Raw genomic sequence first — 16,686 nt, 5'->3', positions numbered from 1 at the left:
CCATCGGCGGCGATGCGCTGGTCGTCCCCGGCCAGGCCGCCCCCTGGTTCGACCGGCGCAAGCCGATGTTCCAGCCGCCGTCCCACGCCTGGCTAGCCGCCCTGGCTGCAGGCACTGGCGTACTTGCGGTAGGCCAGCGAGTGCAGCTTGCCGGAGGAATCGAGGTAGTCCATCCGCGCATCGACGATCTCGCAGGTGGTCGACGCCTGTTCCTGGGTCGCCACGACCTTGCGCACATCCAGCGGCATGCCGTAGTGGTAGCTTTCGATCGCCACCGGCGCGGCGGGCTGGGCGGCGAACGCGGGAGCCGCCAGGGCGGCGAACAGGGTGGTGGCGAGCAGGGTGCGAGTCATGGTGGTTCTCCTGGCGGCAGGTCCGCATCGGTGGAAGGCGACGTGCCTTCGTCGATGCCTATTCCAGGCCAGGGAGTTGTCCCGCATGTGTCACCGGAACGCCCGGTTCGTCAGTCGCTGTATCGCCGCCGCCGACCGATACACGCACGTACATTCGCCACGCCCACAGCCACGCGACGAACACGCGCAGCGCCAGCCGCCAGCGCCCCGCGCGCGGCAGTGACAGCCGGTTTTTTTGCACGCCCCGGTATTCGCTCCGGCACCGGATACAGTGCAATACAAACCCCGGCAGGCAAGCGCCGCGAGCGCGGATACACTGCTTGCAATCACACCAACCGCCACGGGAGCCGGGCAATGGAGCATGTCGATCACGTCCTGATCGTCGACGATGACCGCGAGATTCGCGAGCTGGTAGGCAATTACCTGAAGAAGAACGGCCTGCGCACCACCATCGTCGCCGATGGCCGGCAGATGCGCGCGTTCCTCGAAGCCAACACGGTGGACCTGATCGTCCTCGATATCATGATGCCCGGCGACGACGGCCTGCTGCTCTGTCGCGAGCTGCGCGTCGGCAAGCACAAGGCCACGCCGGTGCTGATGCTCACCGCGCGCAACGACGAGACCGACCGCATCATCGGCCTGGAGATGGGTGCCGACGACTACCTGACCAAGCCCTTCTCCGCCCGCGAGCTGCTCGCGCGGATCAACGCCGTGCTGCGGCGCACGCGGATGCTGCCGCCGAACCTGACCGTGACCGAAAGCAGCCGCCTGATCGGCTTCGGCCAGTGGCAGCTGGATACCAGCGCGCGCCACCTGCTCGATGGCGCGGGCACCGTGGTCGCCCTCAGCGGCGCCGAATACCGTCTGCTACGGGTATTCCTCGACCACCCGCAGCGGGTGCTCAGCCGCGACCAGTTGCTCAACCTGACCCAGGGCCGCGAGGCGGACATCTTCGATCGCTCCATCGACCTGCTGGTCAGCCGTCTGCGCCAACGACTCGGCGACGACGCCCGCGAGCCGGAGTACATCAAGACCGTGCGCAGCGAAGGCTATGTGTTCTCGCTACCGGTACGACTGCTCGAGGCCCATCCATGAAGCTTGCCGTGCCGCGTCCGCGCAGCCTCGCCGCGCGCCTGGCGCTCATTCTCTTCGCCGGGCTGGTGCTGGCCTACGGACTGTCCTTCGCCTCGCAGTTCTACGAGCGCTACCAGACCGCGAAGCACATGATGCTCGACAGCCTCGAACAGGACGTGGCGATCTCGGTGGCCATGCTCGACCGCCTGACGCCCGCCGAGCGCCAGGCCTGGCTGCCGCGCCTGGAGCGACGCACCTACCGCTACCGCCTCGACGCCGGCGAGCCCGGCCAGCCGCTGGCACTGGCCGACGCGCCGGTCGCCGCGCACTCCATCGAGCGCGCCCTCGACGGGCAATACCCCCTGGCCCTGCAGACGGTGGCCGACAGCCGACCGCACTTCCAGGTCCGCCTGAGCCTGCGCGACGGCAGCCCGCTGACCATCGATGTCACGCCGGCGCCGGTACCGCTGTCCGGCTGGCTGCCGCTGGTGCTGCTGGTGCAACTGGCCCTCCTGCTGCTCTGCACCGGACTCGCGGTGCGCACCGCCATCGGCCCGCTGACCCGGCTGGTGAAGGCCGTGGAACACCTCGATCCGAATCGTCCCGCACAACCGCTCGCGGAAACCGGCCCACGCGAAGTGGCGCACGCTGCGGCGGCTTTCAACGCCATGCAGGTGCGCATCGCCGAACACCTCAAGGAACGCATGCAACTGCTGGCGGCGATTTCCCACGACCTGCAGACGCCGATCACACGGATGAAGCTGCGCGTCGAATTCATGGACGCTTCCAGCGACAGGGACAAGCTCTGGAACGATCTCGAAGAAATGCAGCACCTGGTCCGCGAAGGCGTGGCCTACGCCCGCAGCATGCATGGCAGCGCCGAGGCCACTTGCCGGGTCGATCTCGATGCCTTCCTCGACAGCCTGGTGTTCGATTACCAGGACAGCGGCAAGCAGGTGCAGCTCGACGGTCGCACCGCAGCGGTGATCGACACCCGTCCGCACGCCCTGCGCCGGGTGCTGGTGAACCTGATCGACAACGCGCTGAAGTTCGCCGGCGCCGCGCGCCTGGAAGTGGAGCGCCGCGCCGATGGCGGCACGCGAATCCAGGTGCTGGACAATGGCCCCGGGATTCCCCCGGGGAACTCGACGAGGTGCTCAAGCCCTTCTACCGGGTGGAGAACTCGCGCAACCGCGACACCGGCGGCACCGGTCTCGGCCTGGCCATCGCCCAGCAACTGACCCTGGCCATCGGCGCTCGCCTGAGCCTGGCCAACCGCCCTGCTGGAGGGCTCTGCGCGCGCATCGAACTGGACGCCTGAGACGCTGGTACAGAGCGATACATAACCGCCCGCGGCGGACACACTGCGGATAAACCCGCTTGCAACACTCCTGACCACGGGAAGCGGCGGCACATCGCCGAGCCGCTCCCGCCACCAGGAGCCCCACCATGACCACCCGATCCCTGCAATCCCCCTGGCACGGCTGGCGCCTGTTCGCCGTCCTCGCTATCGCCGTGCTGGCCATGACCGCCCTCGTCCTGGCCCTCCAGCCGCAGGCGGTGGAAGGCCTGCGCAGCGCCATCCGCGCCACCGCGCGCAGTTCCTTCGCGCTGTTTCTCGCCGCCTTCCTCGCGTCTTCGCTGGCGATCCTGGTGCCCGGACCGGGTACCCGCGCGCTGCTTCGCGAACGTCGCTACCTGGGCCTGGCCTTTGCCTTTTCCCACGCGGTCCATGCGCTGCTGATCCTGGCCTACTGGAAACTGTACCCGGATACCTTCTGGAATGGCCGTTCGGTGACAGCGAACATCCCCGGCTCGATCGGCTACCTGTTCATCCTCCTGCTCACCCTCACCTCCTTCCGCGCCCCGGCCCGCCTGCTCGGCCCACGCGCCTGGAAAGCCCTGCATTCGACCGGCACCTGGGTGCTGGCGGGGATCTTCTGCCTGTCGTTCTTCAAGCGCATCCCCATGGGCGGCTGGTACGCGCTGGCATTCGCCACGATCTTCTCCGCCATCGTCCTCAAGCTCACCGCCAAGCTCGCCGTGCGCCTGCGTCGTCGCGACGCCCAGCCTGCCTGACCCATCCAGCCCCTTCTACGAGACATCGATCATGCAAGCATCCGACCTGCGCGCCTGGCGCCTCCCCTTCGTCCTGCTCGACCGCTGCGGCGGCTGGTGCGCCGACCTGTCCCTGCGATTGTTCCTGGCCTGGGAGTTCTTCGAGTCCGGCTGGGAAAAGTGGAACGGCGAGAACTGGTTCGGCGACATCCAGTCGGCCTTCCCGTTCCCCTTCGACCGCCTGCCCGCCGTCCTCAACTGGGAACTGTCGATGTGGGCCGAACTGCTCGGCGCGCTGTTGCTCCTGCTCGGCCTCGGTACCCGCCTGAGCGCCCTGGTGCTGATCGTCGTCACCCTGGTGGCGACCGCCGCCGTACACTGGCCGGCCGAGTGGTCGAGCCTGGCGGAACTGGCCCGCGGTTACTCGATCACCGACCACGGCTTCGGCAATTTCAAGCTCCCGGCGATCTACCTGGCGGCACTGCTGCCGCTGCTGTTGGCGGGAGCGGGGAAGCTGAGCCTCGACCATTGGCTCGGGCGGCGCCTGGGCCTGTCCCGCTAGGAATCGGCCAGCCACGAAAAACCCCGGAAGGCGATCGCCTCCGGGGTTTTTCTTCGTCGGGACAGCCAGCCAGGACCAACCTGTGCACCGCGTAGGGCGAATAGCGCCGACGGCGCTATCCGCCGATGCACCGGACCCGCCACGGCGGATAACCGCAGGCGGACATACGCCCTGCGCCAGGGCAGCGTCGTCATTCGCCCGCCGGATCGCGATCCAGGGTTCCGAGTACGATACCCTGGGTCCGCAACGCTTCCAGCAACGCCAGCCCCGCCGCGTCGAAGGTTCCTGGCGCGCGCCCCGCTTCGAGCGCCAGCGCCGCCAGATGCTCGCGCCCGCTCAGGCGCCGGCTCGCCAGTGACACCAGCAGGCGATAGGCCAGCGGGGTCAGGCGCGCGGTGTGCACGCGATGCGAGGAGTCGCGACGCATCAGCAGCAGAGTCGGTGCCGCTGCCGGTTCGGCAGGATCCGCGTCGAGGTCATGCACCGCCCAGCGATAGCCGAGCGGCAACGCCAGGCTCGACAACAGCGGCACCTCGTCCAGCAGCTCGCCATCAGGCCGGTGCGGCGGGTCGTCCGGCTCGGCCAGATAGAGGCGCGTCTCGCTCCACTCGAAATGGGCCAGCTCCGCCTGCCAGGCCTGGTCGGCCCCGACGTTCGCCTGCAAGTAGTCGACGAACACCCCGGCGATACGGGTGAACAGTGGGGTATGGCTTCTCTCCTCGCGATAGAACTCACGCACCCGGCCATGCCAGTCCGGGTCGCCAAGCAGTCCGCGCAAACGCGGGAAGCCGCTGGCGAGAACCCCTTCGATGGCGTTGTAGAACAGCTCGCGGTAGACCCGCAGGCGCCGCTCTTCGAGACCCGGCGGCGGCGCGTTGCCAAGCGGGTCGCGCAGGTGCCTGGCGAGGCTGAACTGCTGTTGGCGCAGGCGCTCATCCATGACGGCGCCCCTCTTCGCGTTGCCATTGGCGGATCTGCTCCACTTCCCGCAGCAGTTCGCCCAGTGGCGGATAGTTGAAGTCCCGCTCGAGCAGGGTCGGGCGCACGCCGAAGCGCCGGTAGGCGGCGCCGAGCAGGGACCAGACGCCGGGCTTCACGGCGGCGCCGTGAGTGTCGATCTTCAGGTCCGGCGCCTCGTCGTAGTGCCCCGCCACATGGTAGGCGGCGACCCGCCCGGGCGGCAGCCGGGCGAGGAACTCGAAGGCGTTGTAGCCATGGTTGCAGGCGTTGACGAACAGGTTGTTGACGTCCAGCAGCAGGTCGCAGTCGGCCTCGTCGAGTACCGCGTTGACGAACTCGATCTCGCTGATCTCCCGGTACGGCGCGGCATAGTAGGAAATGTTCTCCACCGCGATGCGCCGCTCCAGCCGTTCCTGCGCCTCGCGAATGCGCGCGGCGACATGGCGCACCGCAGCCTCGGTGAACGGCAGCGGCAACAGGTCGTAGAGATGGCCATCGTCGGAACAGTAGCTGAGGTGCTCGCTGTACAACGCTACCCGGTGGCGGTCGAGGAAGCGCCGGGTCTGTCCGAGGAAGGCGCCGTCCAGCGGCGCGGGACCGCCGAGGGACAACGACAGGCCGTGGCAGGTCAGCGGAAAGCGCTCCACCAGGCGCTCCAGGTCGGCGCCGAAGGCACCGCCGACGCCGATCCAGTTGTCCGGCGCGCATTCGAGGAAGTCCACCGAGCCAGCCTCCATCGCCAACAGTTGGGGCAGCAGGCCGCGCCTCAGGCCGAGGCCGGCGGCATTGTCGATCAGGGTCATGGGATCGCTCCGGAAACGGCGACGCCCCCGCTTTCCCGGAGGAAAGAGAGGGCGCCGCCAGGGTGAGGAAAGGTTCAGTGCCGGCTTTGTTCCAGCCTGCTGAACAGCCCTGCGGGCATCGGCTTGCCGTTGGCCTCGTAGGTCTTGCGCAGGTGCTCGTAGGCCTCGGCTTCGGAAATGAAGCCATCGTGGTCGGTGTCGATGCTGTCGAACTCGCCGGCACGCTCCTTGGCCACCGCGAGAAACTCGGCGCGCGAAACCTTGCCATCGTGGTCGGTATCGGTACGGGCGAACGAGGCGTCACCGCACTTGCCCTCTCCGCACTTGCCTTCGGCGCCAGCCTTGGCCGAGGCCTGCGCCCCGCCGCTGCCGCACTTGCCCTCGCCACACTTGCCTTCGCCGGCGCTGGCCGCCGCCAGTTGCAGGCCCTGCCCGAGCGGCTCGACGGCGAACGCCGAACCACCGAGCAGCATTCCCCCACCAGCACGGCGCCGAGCAGGCTGGCGGAAGTCTTTTGACGCGAATCGAAAACGGACATGCTTCTTCTCCACAGTGAACGCGGCCGGGCCGCAGGCGCGGCGCCGCCTTCGGCGCCGGTTCGAACCGGGCGGCGGGACCTTGTCTGGCCGACTCGCCCGTCCCGGTTCGGACGGGCCCATTTCGCCTGGAAGATGTATCGGCGATGTATCGCCCGGCGCATCGATTTGTACCCCGCTCGTATCGGCGCTGGGCGCAGATACAGAGCGATACGCGGCGAACGCCGCGACCGGCCGTCTCGCCATGCCGGGAAGTGGCGGATAACGCTCGTTTCCGCCGGAGCAACTCGGCTACCGTATGGAGACAGCCCCCTGGGCCTGCCACGAGATCACCTCCATCGTGCTGAAACGCATTCCGGTCACCCAGCTTCGCCCCGGCATGTTCATCCAGAGCCTGTGCGGCTCCTGGCTGGACCATCCGTTCTGGAAAAGAGGCAGCTTCCTGCTCGACAACCAGGCCGACCTGCAACGCCTGCGCGAAAGCGCGGTGAAAGAGGTCTGGATCGATGTCGGCAAGGGCCTCGACCTGCCCACCGAAGCCGCCGCAGCGGCAGCCGTGCTGCCGGTGACCATGCCGGCCGCGCCAGCGCCGGCGCGGGTCGCCCTGGAGGAAGAAATCCGCCAGGCCGCCCTGCTCTGCGGCAAGGCCAAGCGCGCGGTGGTCAGCATGTTCCGCGACGCGCGCATGGGCCAGGCCATCGACACCGCGCATGCCGCCGCGCTGGTGGACGACATCTCCGCCTCGGTGCTGCGCCACCCCAACGCCCTGGTCAGCCTGGTGCGGCTGAAGACTTCGGACGAGTACACCTACATGCACTCGGTGGCGGTCTGCGCCCTCATGATCGCCCTCGCCCGCCAGCTCGACCTGGCCGAGCCGCTGGTGCGCGAAGCGGGGCTCGCCGGGTTGCTCCACGACATCGGCAAGATGGCGGTGCCGGAACCGATCCTGAGCAAACCCGGCAAGCTCACCGAACAGGAGTTCGGCCTGGTCCGCCGGCATCCGCAGAACGGCGCGCGGATGCTGCTCGATTGCCGCCAGGTCAGCGCCCTGGTGGTGGATGTCTGCCTGCACCACCATGAACGCGTCGACGGCACCGGCTACCCCTTCGGCCTGGCCGAAGAGCAGATCAGCCTGCTGGCGCGAATGGGCGCGGTCTGCGACGTCTACGACGCGCTCACCTCCGACCGCCCCTACAAGAAGGGCTGGAACGCCGCCGAGGCGATCCGGCGCATGGCCGAATGGAACGGGCACTTCGACCCGCAGGTGTTCCGCGCCTTCGTCAAGGCGGTGGGCATCTACCCGGTCGGCGTACTGGTCCGGCTGGAAAGCGGGCGCCTCGGCGTGGTCCTCGAACAACACGGTCGCTCGCTGCTGACGCCACGGGTCAGGGTATTCTTCTCGGCCCGCTCGAGGGTGCCGATCCCACAACAGGTGGTGGACCTCGGTCAGGCCGGGCAGACCGACCGGATCGTCGGTTTCGAGCCGGCGGAGGCGTGGAACTTCCGCAATCTCGATGAGTTGTGGACGGGGCTGCCCGGCAGCGGCGGATCGTATTTCGACACGGGAACGGGGAAACCGTAGACGCCTTCCGCCGGCGACGCCGGGACGCCGCTCCCGTAGGACGCATAACGCGAAGCGTTATCCGCCGTTTCACCGCAGCCATCGCCTGCTCCCGATTGCTTCAAGCGCGCCATCGTCAATACTGCTGGCGATCCGCCGACAATCTTCAAGAGGCCATATGAGCCCGCTCCTGAAGACCATCGAAGAGCACAGCAAAAATGGCTGTGCTCAATCCAAAGCGCTGCTTGCCCTGCGGTCCGCAGGCGCCGATCTGAGGCTTTCCCCGAGGAAGGCTGGCCGCCTATGCGAACTTGCCGTCGTTGCCGCGGCAGGGAAAGAAGGCATGCCGGAGAGCGAGATCGTTGCGGCACGCCGGGCGTATGCCGCCAGCCTGGGGCTGACGCTTGACGGACCGACCAGCAACGCTGACGAGCCACGCCATATCCGCCATGCTGTCAGCGACTCCAATCACAACCCCAACGCCAGAAACCGTATCAATCTCGGAAATGCCATCGCGTACAAAAAAGAGTCCGAACAGGAAGATCGCTTCTTCCTTACTATTCCAAACGCTGGTTAAGCGCTATCTCTTACCGACTTCGGCAGAAGCCTGTTCCAGCAACCACTCCCTGAACGCCAGCATGGCCCCGGTCTCCCCCCGCGACTGCAAGCGCGTCAGCCAGTAGCTGCCGGTGCTCACCTCGGTGGCGAACGGCCGCCGGATGCTTTCGCTGGCCAGTTGCCGGGCGAACATCGCCGCCGGCGCCAGGGCCACCCCGACACCCTGCCGCGCCGCCTCGAGCATGGCCAGGGAGGTGTCGAAGACCATGCTGCGGGTCAGCGGCACGTGCGCCGGCAGGCCGGCGGCCTGGAACCACAGCGGCCATTCGTCGGCGCGGTAGGAGCGCAGCAGGGTGTGTTGCAGCAGGTCGGCGGGGCTGCGCAACCGGGTCGCCAGCTCGGCGCAGCAGAGCACCGTCAGCGGCGCCTCGAACAGGGCCAGCGCCTCGGTGCCGTGCCAGGCACCGCCGCCGAAGCGGATCGCGTAGTCGAGGCCCTCAGCGGCGATATCGACACGGTTGTTGTGGGTCGACAGGCGCAGGTCGATGAATGGATGGCGCGCCTGGAAGTCCGCGAGACGCGGCAACAGCCAGCCGACGGTGAAGGTGCCGACCGCGCCGACGGTGAGCACGTCGCGATAGTGGCCGCCCTCGAAACGCTCCAGCAGCCCGGCGATGCGGTCGAAGGAGTCGCACAGCACCGGCAGCAGGCTTTCGCCTTCATGGGTCAGCATCAGCCCGCGCGGCAGACGCTTGAACAGGGTCACGCCGAGACGCTCCTCGAGACTCTTCACCTGGTGGCTGACCGCCGCCTGGGTCACGCACAGCTCGATGGCCGCGCGGGTGAAGCTCAGGTGCCGGGCGGAAGCCTCGAAGGCCCGCAGGGCGTTCAGCGGCAAATGCGGTCGAACCATGTCTGCTCCAAATTTTTCTAATGGCTACTGCGAGTATTCATCGTTTGCCCAACGAGCCGCGCAAGCCTAGATTTTCCTCGCCCGCCGACGAAGGAGCGCTCCCGGGGCGGTTTTCCCTGCAGCCAACGACATAGGACGCCAATCCCCATGCGCCATGCGACAATCCTCAACCTGTGCGGCCTCGCCGCTTCCACCCTGTTCTTCGCGACAACATCGGCCTTCGCCACGGAGGCGCCGGCGGAGCGCCTGAAGGCTCTGGTGGACGCCGCCGTGCAACCGGTCATGAAGGCCAATGATATCCCGGGACTGGCCGTCGCCATCACTCTCAAGGGCGAACCGCATTACTTCAGTTATGGGGTGGCCTCGAAGGAGGACGCCCGCAAGGTGACCCCCGAGACCCTGTTCGAGATCGGCTCGGTGAGCAAGACCTTCACCGCCACCCTCGCCGGCTACGCCCTGGCCCAGGACAAGATGCGCCTCGACGACCGCGCCAGCCGGCACTGGCCCGCCCTGCAGGGCAGCCGCTTCGACGGTATCAGCCTGCTCGACCTCGGCACCTACACCGCTGGCGGCCTGCCGCTACAGTTCCCCGATGCGGTGCAGAAGGATCCGGCGCAGATCCGCGACTATTACCGCCAGTGGCAACCGACCTACGCCCCGGGCAGCCACCGCCAGTACTCCAACCCGAGCATCGGTCTGTTCGGCTATCTCGCCGCGCGCAGCCTGGGCCAGCCATTCGAGCGCAGCATGGAACGGCAGCTGTTCCCGGCGCTCGGCCTGGAGCACACCTTTATCCGGGTGCCCGCCGCGCAGCAGGGGCTGTACGCCCAGGGCTACGGCAAGGACGACCACCCGCTGCGGGTCGGACCCGGTCCGCTGGACGCCGAGGCCTACGGGCTGAAGTCCAGCGCTGCGGACCTGCTGCGCTTCGTCGAGGCCAACCTGCACCCCGAGCGCCTGGAGAAGCCCTGGGCGCAGGCCCTCGACGCCACCCATCGCGGCTACTACAAGGTGGGCGACATGACCCAGGGCCTGGGTTGGGAAGCCTACGATTGGCCGATCGACCTGAAGCGCCTGCAGGCGGGCAACTCGGCGCCGATGGCGCTACAGGCGCACAAGGTCGCCAGGTTGCCGGCGCCGCAAGCCCTGGACGGCCAGCGCCTGCTGAACAAGACCGGCTCCACCAACGGTTTCGGCGCCTACCTGGCGTTCATCCCGGGACGCGACGTCGGCCTGGTGATCCTGGCCAATCGCAACTACCCCAATGCCGAGCGGGTGAAGATCGCCTACGCCATCCTCAGCGGCCTGGAACAGCAGGCCAAGGTACCGCTGGTGCGCTGAGGCCTCTCGCGCGACGATGGCGCGTTGCGGCACGGAGCGCCGGTCATGGCTATGATGGAGCCATGACCCTCTCCCCGCCCCTCCGCCAGCCCTGCCCGCCCGGCGCCTGCGTCTGCGAACGCGAGCGCCTGGAGGCACCCGGCTCGGACCGCCGCATCCTCCTCCTGACCCGCCAGGAAGAACAGCGCCTGCTGGCGCGCCTGGAGGTCCTGCGCAGCCTGGATGACCTGCAACGCCTGCTGCGGCGCATGGAAGACCAGTTGGGCATCCGCCTGCGGATCGCCCCGGCGTTCGGCGAAGTGCGTAGCATGCGCGGCATCCGCATGCATTTCGAGGAACAGCCGGGGCTCTGCCGCAAGACCCGCCAGGCGATTCCCGCCGCCATCCGCCGTGGCCTGGAGAAACGCCCGGAAATCGCCTACGCCCTGCTCAACGCCCACGACCTGCTGCGCGACGCCTGAACGGCACGGCAGCGGATCCGGGCCATTGCACCGATGCAGCCCTATGGATTTCCTGGTTGTCGCTATGGCGGTGAACCCGGCCGCACCCACGGCGACGTCATGCCGGGCGTTTCCTAGTTGGGCTCCTCGTTCTCGTCGAGCAGGCGGGTCGGGGCGAGGATGCTGAGCGCCGATTGCAGGCGCGCTTTCGCGCTCTCGAACAACTGGCCGCGTGGCGCCTGGGCGTCCTGGTACAGCGTGGCGTTGCGTGGGAACCAGTTGGCCTGCGAGGCGGGCAGCAGCGGGATGAAGCGGAGGGACGTTCTGTGACGGAAGGGGTGGACGTATCATTCAGCTTAGCCATGGGTCAGCTCCTATTGAGCTGGGTTGTGGTTAGCGGGTCGTGGGTGTTGCAAGCACCTGCGGCCCGTGTCGTTTCGGGCGCTGGAACGCATCTTGGAAGATGGTCTTGGCGACCCCTCCATCATCCTCCTACTGGGTTTTTCTCCAATTCCTGGGCGTCCGAGAGAGGCAGGGGAAATGTCCGGAGGAGTTGTCCGGCGTTTCCAGGGCATGTAGGGCGAACAACGCCATGGGCGTTATCCACCGATACCCCGGATAAGCGGCGGATAACCGCAAGCGGTTATTCACCCTACGAACCCGGCATCGGAGTGTGGAGGCGGCGAACCCGCCCCGTCAGGAGGCCGAGCGGAGTCGTTGCGCAGGGGGACGAGCGTCAGGAAGCCGCGAGAGCCGCCTCGGCCCACGAAGGACCGTGGCGGCGGGCCCCCGGCGCGGCGGTGGAGCGAGGGCACCCCAGTCGCCTAGCGGCTGGGGCGAGTCTTTCGGTTCCTTTTGGACGCTTGCAAAAGGAACTCGCCCGGGAGGGCGAAACAGGAAGTCGAGGCAGGCACGACAAGCAACCAGATCACCCAGCCTGAAGCACACTCAGGCTTGAAGCTGCATCCTCCCCCTGTGTCACTGCCGTGCAGGCAGCGAAGAAAAGTACCAGCGATCCGGGAAAAGCAGGAAACCTCAATTCACTGCCGTACAGGCAACCCCAAAATCGCGAACGCTGTCGCTGCAACGGTCCCGGCTGAACCCTGGGACGCTATTCGCAGAGGCGGTTGCTGCTGGCGTTCCGACGGGGCCGCGCCTGGTCCCGCCGGCGTTCAGCTCGCCGATTCCGCCTGCACGTCGCCGAACATTCCCTGCAGGCGCTGCAGGCAGGTATCGCGCAGGGCGCGCAGCTCGTCGAGGCGGATGCCGGCCAGGCACTCCGCGCCGTCCAGCGGATCGACGCGACGCAGCGCCAGTTCCAGCTCGCCGGCGCGACCGGCCAGGGCGCTGGCGCCGACGGTGGCGGCACTGCCCTTGATGGTGTGCAGGGTCGCCGCGCAGCCCTGGATATCTCCCTCGCCCAACTGGCGTTCGAGCTGGCCGAGGAGTTCCTGCATGTCCGGCACGAAGCGTCGCAGCACCTGGACGATCAGCTCGAGGCTGCCGCCGAAGCGGCCGACGATGTCGCCACGCGCCTCGACCAGTTCGGTCGTCTCCGCCGCCGGCACCGGCACCGCAGCCGTGTCGACGGACCGGCCGAGATGACCGAGCAGGCAGAGCACCAGACGCTCCTTGTCGATGGGCTTGGCCACATGATCGTCCATCCCCGCCGCCAGGCAGGCCTCGCGGTCGGACAGCGAGGCGTTGGCGGTCATGGCCAGGATCGGCAGCCCGGCGAAGCGGCCGTCGGCGCGGATCCGCCGGGTCGCCTCGAGGCCGTCGATATCCGGCATCTGCATGTCCATCAGCACCGCGTCGAACGGCACGCCGGCCTCCAGCACCTGCTGCACGCCCGCCAGCCCGCCATCGGCGAGGGATACCCGGGCGCCCTCGCTGCTCAACAGCTCGGCGGCGACCTGACGGTTCAGCGCGTTGTCCTCCACCACCAGCAGGCGTACGCCCCGCAGGCGTTGCGGGCGCTCCTGCGGGCGCGGCGGCGGATTGGCCGGGGCGCCCTGTTCGCCGTGCAGCGCGTGCAGCACCGAGTCGGCCAGTTGCTTGGGGGTGACCGGCTTGGTCAGGAAGTCGACGAAGGGCGGCGCGCTGTGGTCGCGGGCGTCGGCGAGCACCTCGCGGCCATAGGCGGTGATCATGATCACCATCGGGGGCGGCAGGTCGCCCTGCAACTGGCGGATCAGTTGCGCCGCGCTCAGGCCGTCGAGGTCGGGCATGCGCCAGTCCATCAGTACCACGTCGTAACGACGACCCTCGGCCATCGCCGCCTGTACCCGCGCCACCGCCTCGCTGCCGCTGCCGACACAATCGGCGCGCCAGCCGAGGGCTCCCACCGTGCGCTCGAGCAGTTCACCGGCGATCAGGTTGTCGTCGGCCACCAGCAGCCGCAGAGGTTCGCCGACTCCAGGGCAGGCCGCGCGCAGCGGTTCGCCGCGAGCCACGTCGAGGTCCAGGTCGAACCAGAACCGGCTGCCGCTTCCCGGCGAGCTTTCCACCTGCAACCGGCCGCCCATCAGGTCGACCAGGCGCTTGCAGATGAACAGGCCGAGGCCGGTGCCGCCGAAACGCCGCGAGGTGGACGCCTCGGCCTGGGTGAACCCTTCGAAGATGCGCTGCTGCTGCTCGGCACTGATGCCGATGCCGGTATCCGCCACCAGGACGCGCAGGCCTACCCGATGCGCGTCGTGCGCCAGCCGCCGCAGGCTGACCAGCACATGACCGTGGGCGGTGAACTTCAGCGCGTTGCCGGCCAGGTTGATGAGGATCTGCTGCAGCCGCAGGCGGTCGCCGACCACCGCGCTGGGGAGTTCGGGATCGATGTCGAAGATCACCTCCACGTCCTTGTCGCCCTGGTTGCCGGAGAGCACCACGGCGAGGTCCTGCATCAGCGGCTCCAGCTCGAACGGGAGCATTTCCAGGAGCAGCTTGCCGGCCTCGATCTTCGAGTAGTCGAGGATGTCGTTGAGCAGGCCGAGCAATGAGGTCGCCGCCGAGCTAGCCTTGTCCAGGTAATCGCGCTGGCGTTCGTTGAGGTCGGTCTGCCGGGCCAGCTGCAACATGCCCAGCACGGCGTTCATCGGCGTGCGGATCTCGTGGCTCATGTTGGCCAGGAACGAAGACTTCGCCGCGCTGGCGGCGTCCGCCTGCTCCTTGGCCTCGCGCAGGCGCGCCTGCAGCTGCTGGTCGCTGGTGATATCGATGTTGATCCCGGTGACCTGCAGCGGCGTGCCGTCGGCGTCGCGCTCGACCTGGGCGCCGGCCTGGATGAAGCGGATGCCGCCGTCGGGCAGCAGCACGCGGAAGATCACGTCGTAGTTGCCGCGCCCTTCCACCGCCGCGCGCAGGCTGGCCTCGGTGCGCTCGAGGTCTTCCGGATGCAGGCGGCTGCGCCAGTGCTCGTAGACCAGCCCGCCTTCGCGCAGCGCCAGCGGCTGGCCATACAGTTCGCACATGCGCTCGTTCCACTGCAGGCTGTCGTCGGCCAGGGTCCAGCGCCAGATGCCCAGGCGCGCCACGTCGGCGGCCATCTGCAGCTGGTCGCGCGCCGCGGCCATCTCGCGCTCGGCGTTGCGCCACTCGGTGACGTCGACGGCGATACCCAGGTAGCCGTTGATCGCCCCGGCCTCGTCGCGCAGGACGGTGACCGAGAGGGTCACGCTCAGTGGCGAACCGTCCTTGCGCAGGTACGTCCATTCGCGGGTCTCGGCGCCTTCCCGCTCCGCACGCGCCACCAGCACGCGGAAACCCTGCTCGCCCAGTTCACGGCCACGGGCGAGCAGTTCCCGCTCGCTGTGCAGGAGAGTCGGCGAGACCTTGCCGACCACCTCCTCGGCGCGGTAGCCGAGCATCCGCTCGGCACCGAGGTTGAAACCGCTGATGATGCCGTCGCGGTCGAGGGTGATGATCGAAACCTCGGAGGCCGCCTGCAGCACGCTGCCGAGCAGCACGTTGAGCCGGCGCAGTTCGGCGGTACGCTCGGCGACCTGGTGTTCCAGACCGGCGTTGAGTTCGCGGATGCGCGCCTCGGCGGCCTTCTTCGCGGAAATGTCGCGCACCGTCTTCGACGCGCCGACCACCCTGCCGTCCCCATCGAGGATCGGCGAGACGGTCACCGCCACGTCGAGCAGGTGGCCGTCCTGGTGCCGGCGCACGGTGTCGAAGCTGACCACCTGTTCGTTGCGGGCGATGCGGGCAAGGATGTCGAGTTCCTCGCTCTCCTTCGATGGCGGCACCAGCAGGTCCACCACCCGCCGCCCGACCGCCTCCTCCTCGCGGTAGCCGAACAACGCCTCGGCGCCGCGATTCCAGTCGGTGATGGTGCCGTCGAGCGCGGCGCCGATGATGCCGTCCGCCGAATTGCCGACGATCGCCGCCAGCCGCGCCTGGGTCGCCGCCTCGCGCCGCCGGCGCTGGCGGCCGAGGGCTCCGGCGTTGACCAGCGCCGCCAGCAGCAGGCTGACCAGGCCGCCGGCCAGGAACAGGATGCGCGGGGACGGCTGGTGCAGGCGCTGGACGAACAACGGCAGGGCGCTGAACTCCATCTGCCAGTGGCGGCCGTATATCTCCCGCTGCAACTCCTGGCCGAACAGGCGCTGGCCCGGGGCCGCGGCGCCGTTGACGAAGAACGGCACGGCGGCGCCATCGCCGGTGACGTCGCTGAGCTCCAGGTGGATCGCGGCGTTGTCGATGGGCAGCCCGGCCAGCACCTCGCTGGTCAGCAGCGGCGCGTAGCTCCAGCCGAAGCCTTCGAGTTCGCGCTGGGCGCCGGCGGGCGGGGTGGTGCCGCTACGGTAGATCGGCATCAGGATGAGGAACGACTGCTGGCGCAGGCCGCTGGCCTGGACCAGGGTGATCGGCCCGGTCAGGCGCACCTGCCCGCTTTCCAGGGCGGCGCGGGCGGCCTCGCGACGATTGGTTTCCGAGGCGATGTCCAGGCCCAGAGCCTGGTCGTTGCGCGCCAGCGGCTCGATGTACTGGATGACGTAGCGCTCGCCATCGTGCGGAGTCAGTTGCTGGATGCGAAACTCCGGCTGGCCATCGGCCCGCGCCTGGCCCAGGAACCCGGCCTCGTCGGCGGCCGCCACCCGGCGGATGAAACCGAAGCCGCGGGCGCCGGGAAACTCGCGGTCGATGTCGCGGGTCAGGCTGTAGCGACGGAACAGCTCGCGGTCGATGTGCGCCTCGCCGGCGGTCAGCAATGCCCCGCGCACGCCACGCAGGCCATACTGGTAAAGCTCGATGCGCCGCGTCACCGCCTCGGCCACCAGTTCAGCCTCACGCTCCAGCGCCGCCCGCGCCTGCTGCTGGTTGACCAGCGCCAGGCCCCAGGCGCCCAGCCCGGACAGCAGCAGGCCGAGCAGCAGCGTCGCGCCGGCCCAGCGGCTCAATTTGAACTTGCTCTGTCGTACGTTCACCCGGTTCGTCCATCCCTGCCAGTGCAGCGCCGGTCAGCCCTGCGGTCCCTGCGCCTTGGTTCCAGAAGACTAGATCAAGCAGGCGGATTCCACCGCCG

At 68.4% G+C, this 16,686-nt stretch carries 12 protein-coding genes and 2 pseudogenes; 8 read left to right on the top strand and 6 right to left on the bottom strand.

What is annotated here, in order from left to right:
- Nucleotides 1-92: 92 nt before the first annotated feature.
- Nucleotides 93-353, bottom strand: a complete 261-nt coding sequence (locus B7D75_RS04200; RefSeq protein WP_107113764.1) for a DUF2790 domain-containing protein — start codon at nucleotides 351-353, stop codon at nucleotides 93-95.
- A gap of 354 nt (nucleotides 354-707) precedes the next feature.
- Here B7D75_RS04200 and bfmR point away from each other — a divergent pair, with 354 nt between their 5' ends.
- From bfmR to B7D75_RS04180, 4 genes and pseudogenes are all read left to right on the top strand, one after another.
- Nucleotides 708-1,448, top strand: a complete 741-nt coding sequence (gene bfmR, locus B7D75_RS04195; RefSeq protein WP_012074337.1) for a two-component system response regulator BfmR — start codon at nucleotides 708-710, stop codon at nucleotides 1,446-1,448.
- Nucleotides 1,445-2,748 (top strand): annotated as a pseudogene (locus B7D75_RS04190) (sensor histidine kinase). The gene bfmR and the pseudogene B7D75_RS04190 overlap by 4 nt, the downstream one beginning before the upstream one ends.
- A gap of 128 nt (nucleotides 2,749-2,876) precedes the next feature.
- On the top strand, nucleotides 2,877-3,506 hold the full coding sequence (locus tag B7D75_RS04185; RefSeq protein WP_012074335.1) for a ferric reductase-like transmembrane domain-containing protein: 630 nt from the start codon (nucleotides 2,877-2,879) through the stop codon (nucleotides 3,504-3,506).
- 31 nt (nucleotides 3,507-3,537) lie between these two features.
- Nucleotides 3,538-4,047 (top strand): HvfX family Cu-binding RiPP maturation protein, encoded by a 510-nt coding sequence (locus B7D75_RS04180; RefSeq protein WP_012074334.1) that lies wholly within the window; start codon nucleotides 3,538-3,540, stop codon nucleotides 4,045-4,047.
- Between the two features lie 190 nt (nucleotides 4,048-4,237).
- On the opposite strand, the gene B7D75_RS04175 is transcribed toward B7D75_RS04180, so the two are convergent.
- From B7D75_RS04175 to B7D75_RS04165, 3 genes and pseudogenes are all read right to left on the bottom strand, one after another.
- Nucleotides 4,238-4,987: an HvfC family RiPP maturation protein gene (locus tag B7D75_RS04175; RefSeq protein WP_034081667.1), complete on the bottom strand. Its 750-nt coding sequence runs from the start codon at nucleotides 4,985-4,987 to the stop codon at nucleotides 4,238-4,240.
- Nucleotides 4,980-5,810 carry an HvfB family MNIO-type RiPP peptide maturase gene (locus tag B7D75_RS04170; protein ID WP_107113763.1) on the bottom strand — a complete coding sequence of 277 codons (831 nt, stop codon included), beginning with the start codon at nucleotides 5,808-5,810 and terminating at the stop codon, nucleotides 4,980-4,982. Before B7D75_RS04170 ends, B7D75_RS04175 begins: the two co-directional genes overlap by 8 nt.
- Before the next feature lie 74 nt (nucleotides 5,811-5,884).
- A pseudogene (locus B7D75_RS04165) lies at nucleotides 5,885-6,348 on the bottom strand (HvfA family oxazolone/thioamide-modified RiPP metallophore).
- 338 nt (nucleotides 6,349-6,686) lie between these two features.
- Here B7D75_RS04165 and B7D75_RS04160 point away from each other — a divergent pair.
- Complete coding sequence (locus B7D75_RS04160) at nucleotides 6,687-7,928, top strand: cyclic di-GMP phosphodiesterase (RefSeq protein WP_107114651.1); 1,242 nt, start codon at nucleotides 6,687-6,689, stop codon at nucleotides 7,926-7,928.
- Between the two features lie 157 nt (nucleotides 7,929-8,085).
- Entirely contained in the window at nucleotides 8,086-8,484 is a 399-nt protein-coding gene (locus B7D75_RS29505) for a hypothetical protein (RefSeq protein WP_181263680.1), read from the top strand.
- Nucleotides 8,485-8,487: 3 nt separating this feature from the next.
- Here B7D75_RS29505 and ampR read toward each other — a convergent pair whose 3' ends face one another.
- On the bottom strand, nucleotides 8,488-9,378 hold the full coding sequence (gene ampR / locus B7D75_RS04150) for a LysR family transcriptional regulator AmpR (protein ID WP_034081665.1): 891 nt from the start codon (nucleotides 9,376-9,378) through the stop codon (nucleotides 8,488-8,490).
- A 147-nt stretch (nucleotides 9,379-9,525) separates the two neighbouring features.
- On the opposite strand from ampR, the gene B7D75_RS04145 reads away from it, so the two are divergent.
- Nucleotides 9,526-10,719 (top strand): class C beta-lactamase PDC-41, encoded by a 1,194-nt coding sequence (locus B7D75_RS04145; RefSeq protein ID WP_034081664.1) that lies wholly within the window; start codon nucleotides 9,526-9,528, stop codon nucleotides 10,717-10,719.
- 62 nt (nucleotides 10,720-10,781) lie between these two features.
- Entirely contained in the window at nucleotides 10,782-11,180 is a 399-nt protein-coding gene (locus B7D75_RS04140) for a hypothetical protein (RefSeq protein ID WP_058135552.1), read from the top strand.
- Nucleotides 11,181-12,331: 1,151 nt separating this feature from the next.
- On the opposite strand, the gene B7D75_RS04130 is transcribed toward B7D75_RS04140, so the two are convergent.
- A complete protein-coding gene (locus tag B7D75_RS04130) occupies nucleotides 12,332-16,588 on the bottom strand; it encodes a PAS domain-containing hybrid sensor histidine kinase/response regulator (protein ID WP_107113762.1) in 4,257 nt (1,418 codons plus the stop codon).
- Nucleotides 16,589-16,686 lie beyond the last annotated feature (98 nt).

The organism is Pseudomonas paraeruginosa (assembly GCF_003025345.2).
Taxonomy (GTDB): Bacteria; Pseudomonadota; Gammaproteobacteria; order Pseudomonadales; family Pseudomonadaceae; genus Pseudomonas; species Pseudomonas paraeruginosa.
This window is presented reverse-complemented; position numbering and strand designations above follow the sequence as displayed.

What these genes read in the sequence shown, in the direction of transcription:
- B7D75_RS04200 (WP_107113764.1), bottom strand. Translation starts at nt 353, where the DNA reads ATGACTCGCACCCTGCTCGCCACCACCCTGTTCGCCGCCCTGGCGGCT.
- bfmR (WP_012074337.1), top strand. Translation starts at nt 708, where the DNA reads ATGGAGCATGTCGATCACGTCCTGATCGTCGACGATGACCGCGAGATT.
- B7D75_RS04185 (WP_012074335.1), top strand. Translation starts at nt 2,877, where the DNA reads ATGACCACCCGATCCCTGCAATCCCCCTGGCACGGCTGGCGCCTGTTC.
- B7D75_RS04180 (WP_012074334.1), top strand. Translation starts at nt 3,538, where the DNA reads ATGCAAGCATCCGACCTGCGCGCCTGGCGCCTCCCCTTCGTCCTGCTC.
- B7D75_RS04175 (WP_034081667.1), bottom strand. Translation starts at nt 4,987, where the DNA reads ATGGATGAGCGCCTGCGCCAACAGCAGTTCAGCCTCGCCAGGCACCTG.
- B7D75_RS04170 (WP_107113763.1), bottom strand. Translation starts at nt 5,810, where the DNA reads ATGACCCTGATCGACAATGCCGCCGGCCTCGGCCTGAGGCGCGGCCTG.
- B7D75_RS29505 (WP_181263680.1), top strand. Translation starts at nt 8,086, where the DNA reads ATGAGCCCGCTCCTGAAGACCATCGAAGAGCACAGCAAAAATGGCTGT.
- ampR (WP_034081665.1), bottom strand. Translation starts at nt 9,378, where the DNA reads ATGGTTCGACCGCATTTGCCGCTGAACGCCCTGCGGGCCTTCGAGGCT.
- B7D75_RS04145 (WP_034081664.1), top strand. Translation starts at nt 9,526, where the DNA reads ATGCGCCATGCGACAATCCTCAACCTGTGCGGCCTCGCCGCTTCCACC.
- B7D75_RS04140 (WP_058135552.1), top strand. Translation starts at nt 10,782, where the DNA reads ATGACCCTCTCCCCGCCCCTCCGCCAGCCCTGCCCGCCCGGCGCCTGC.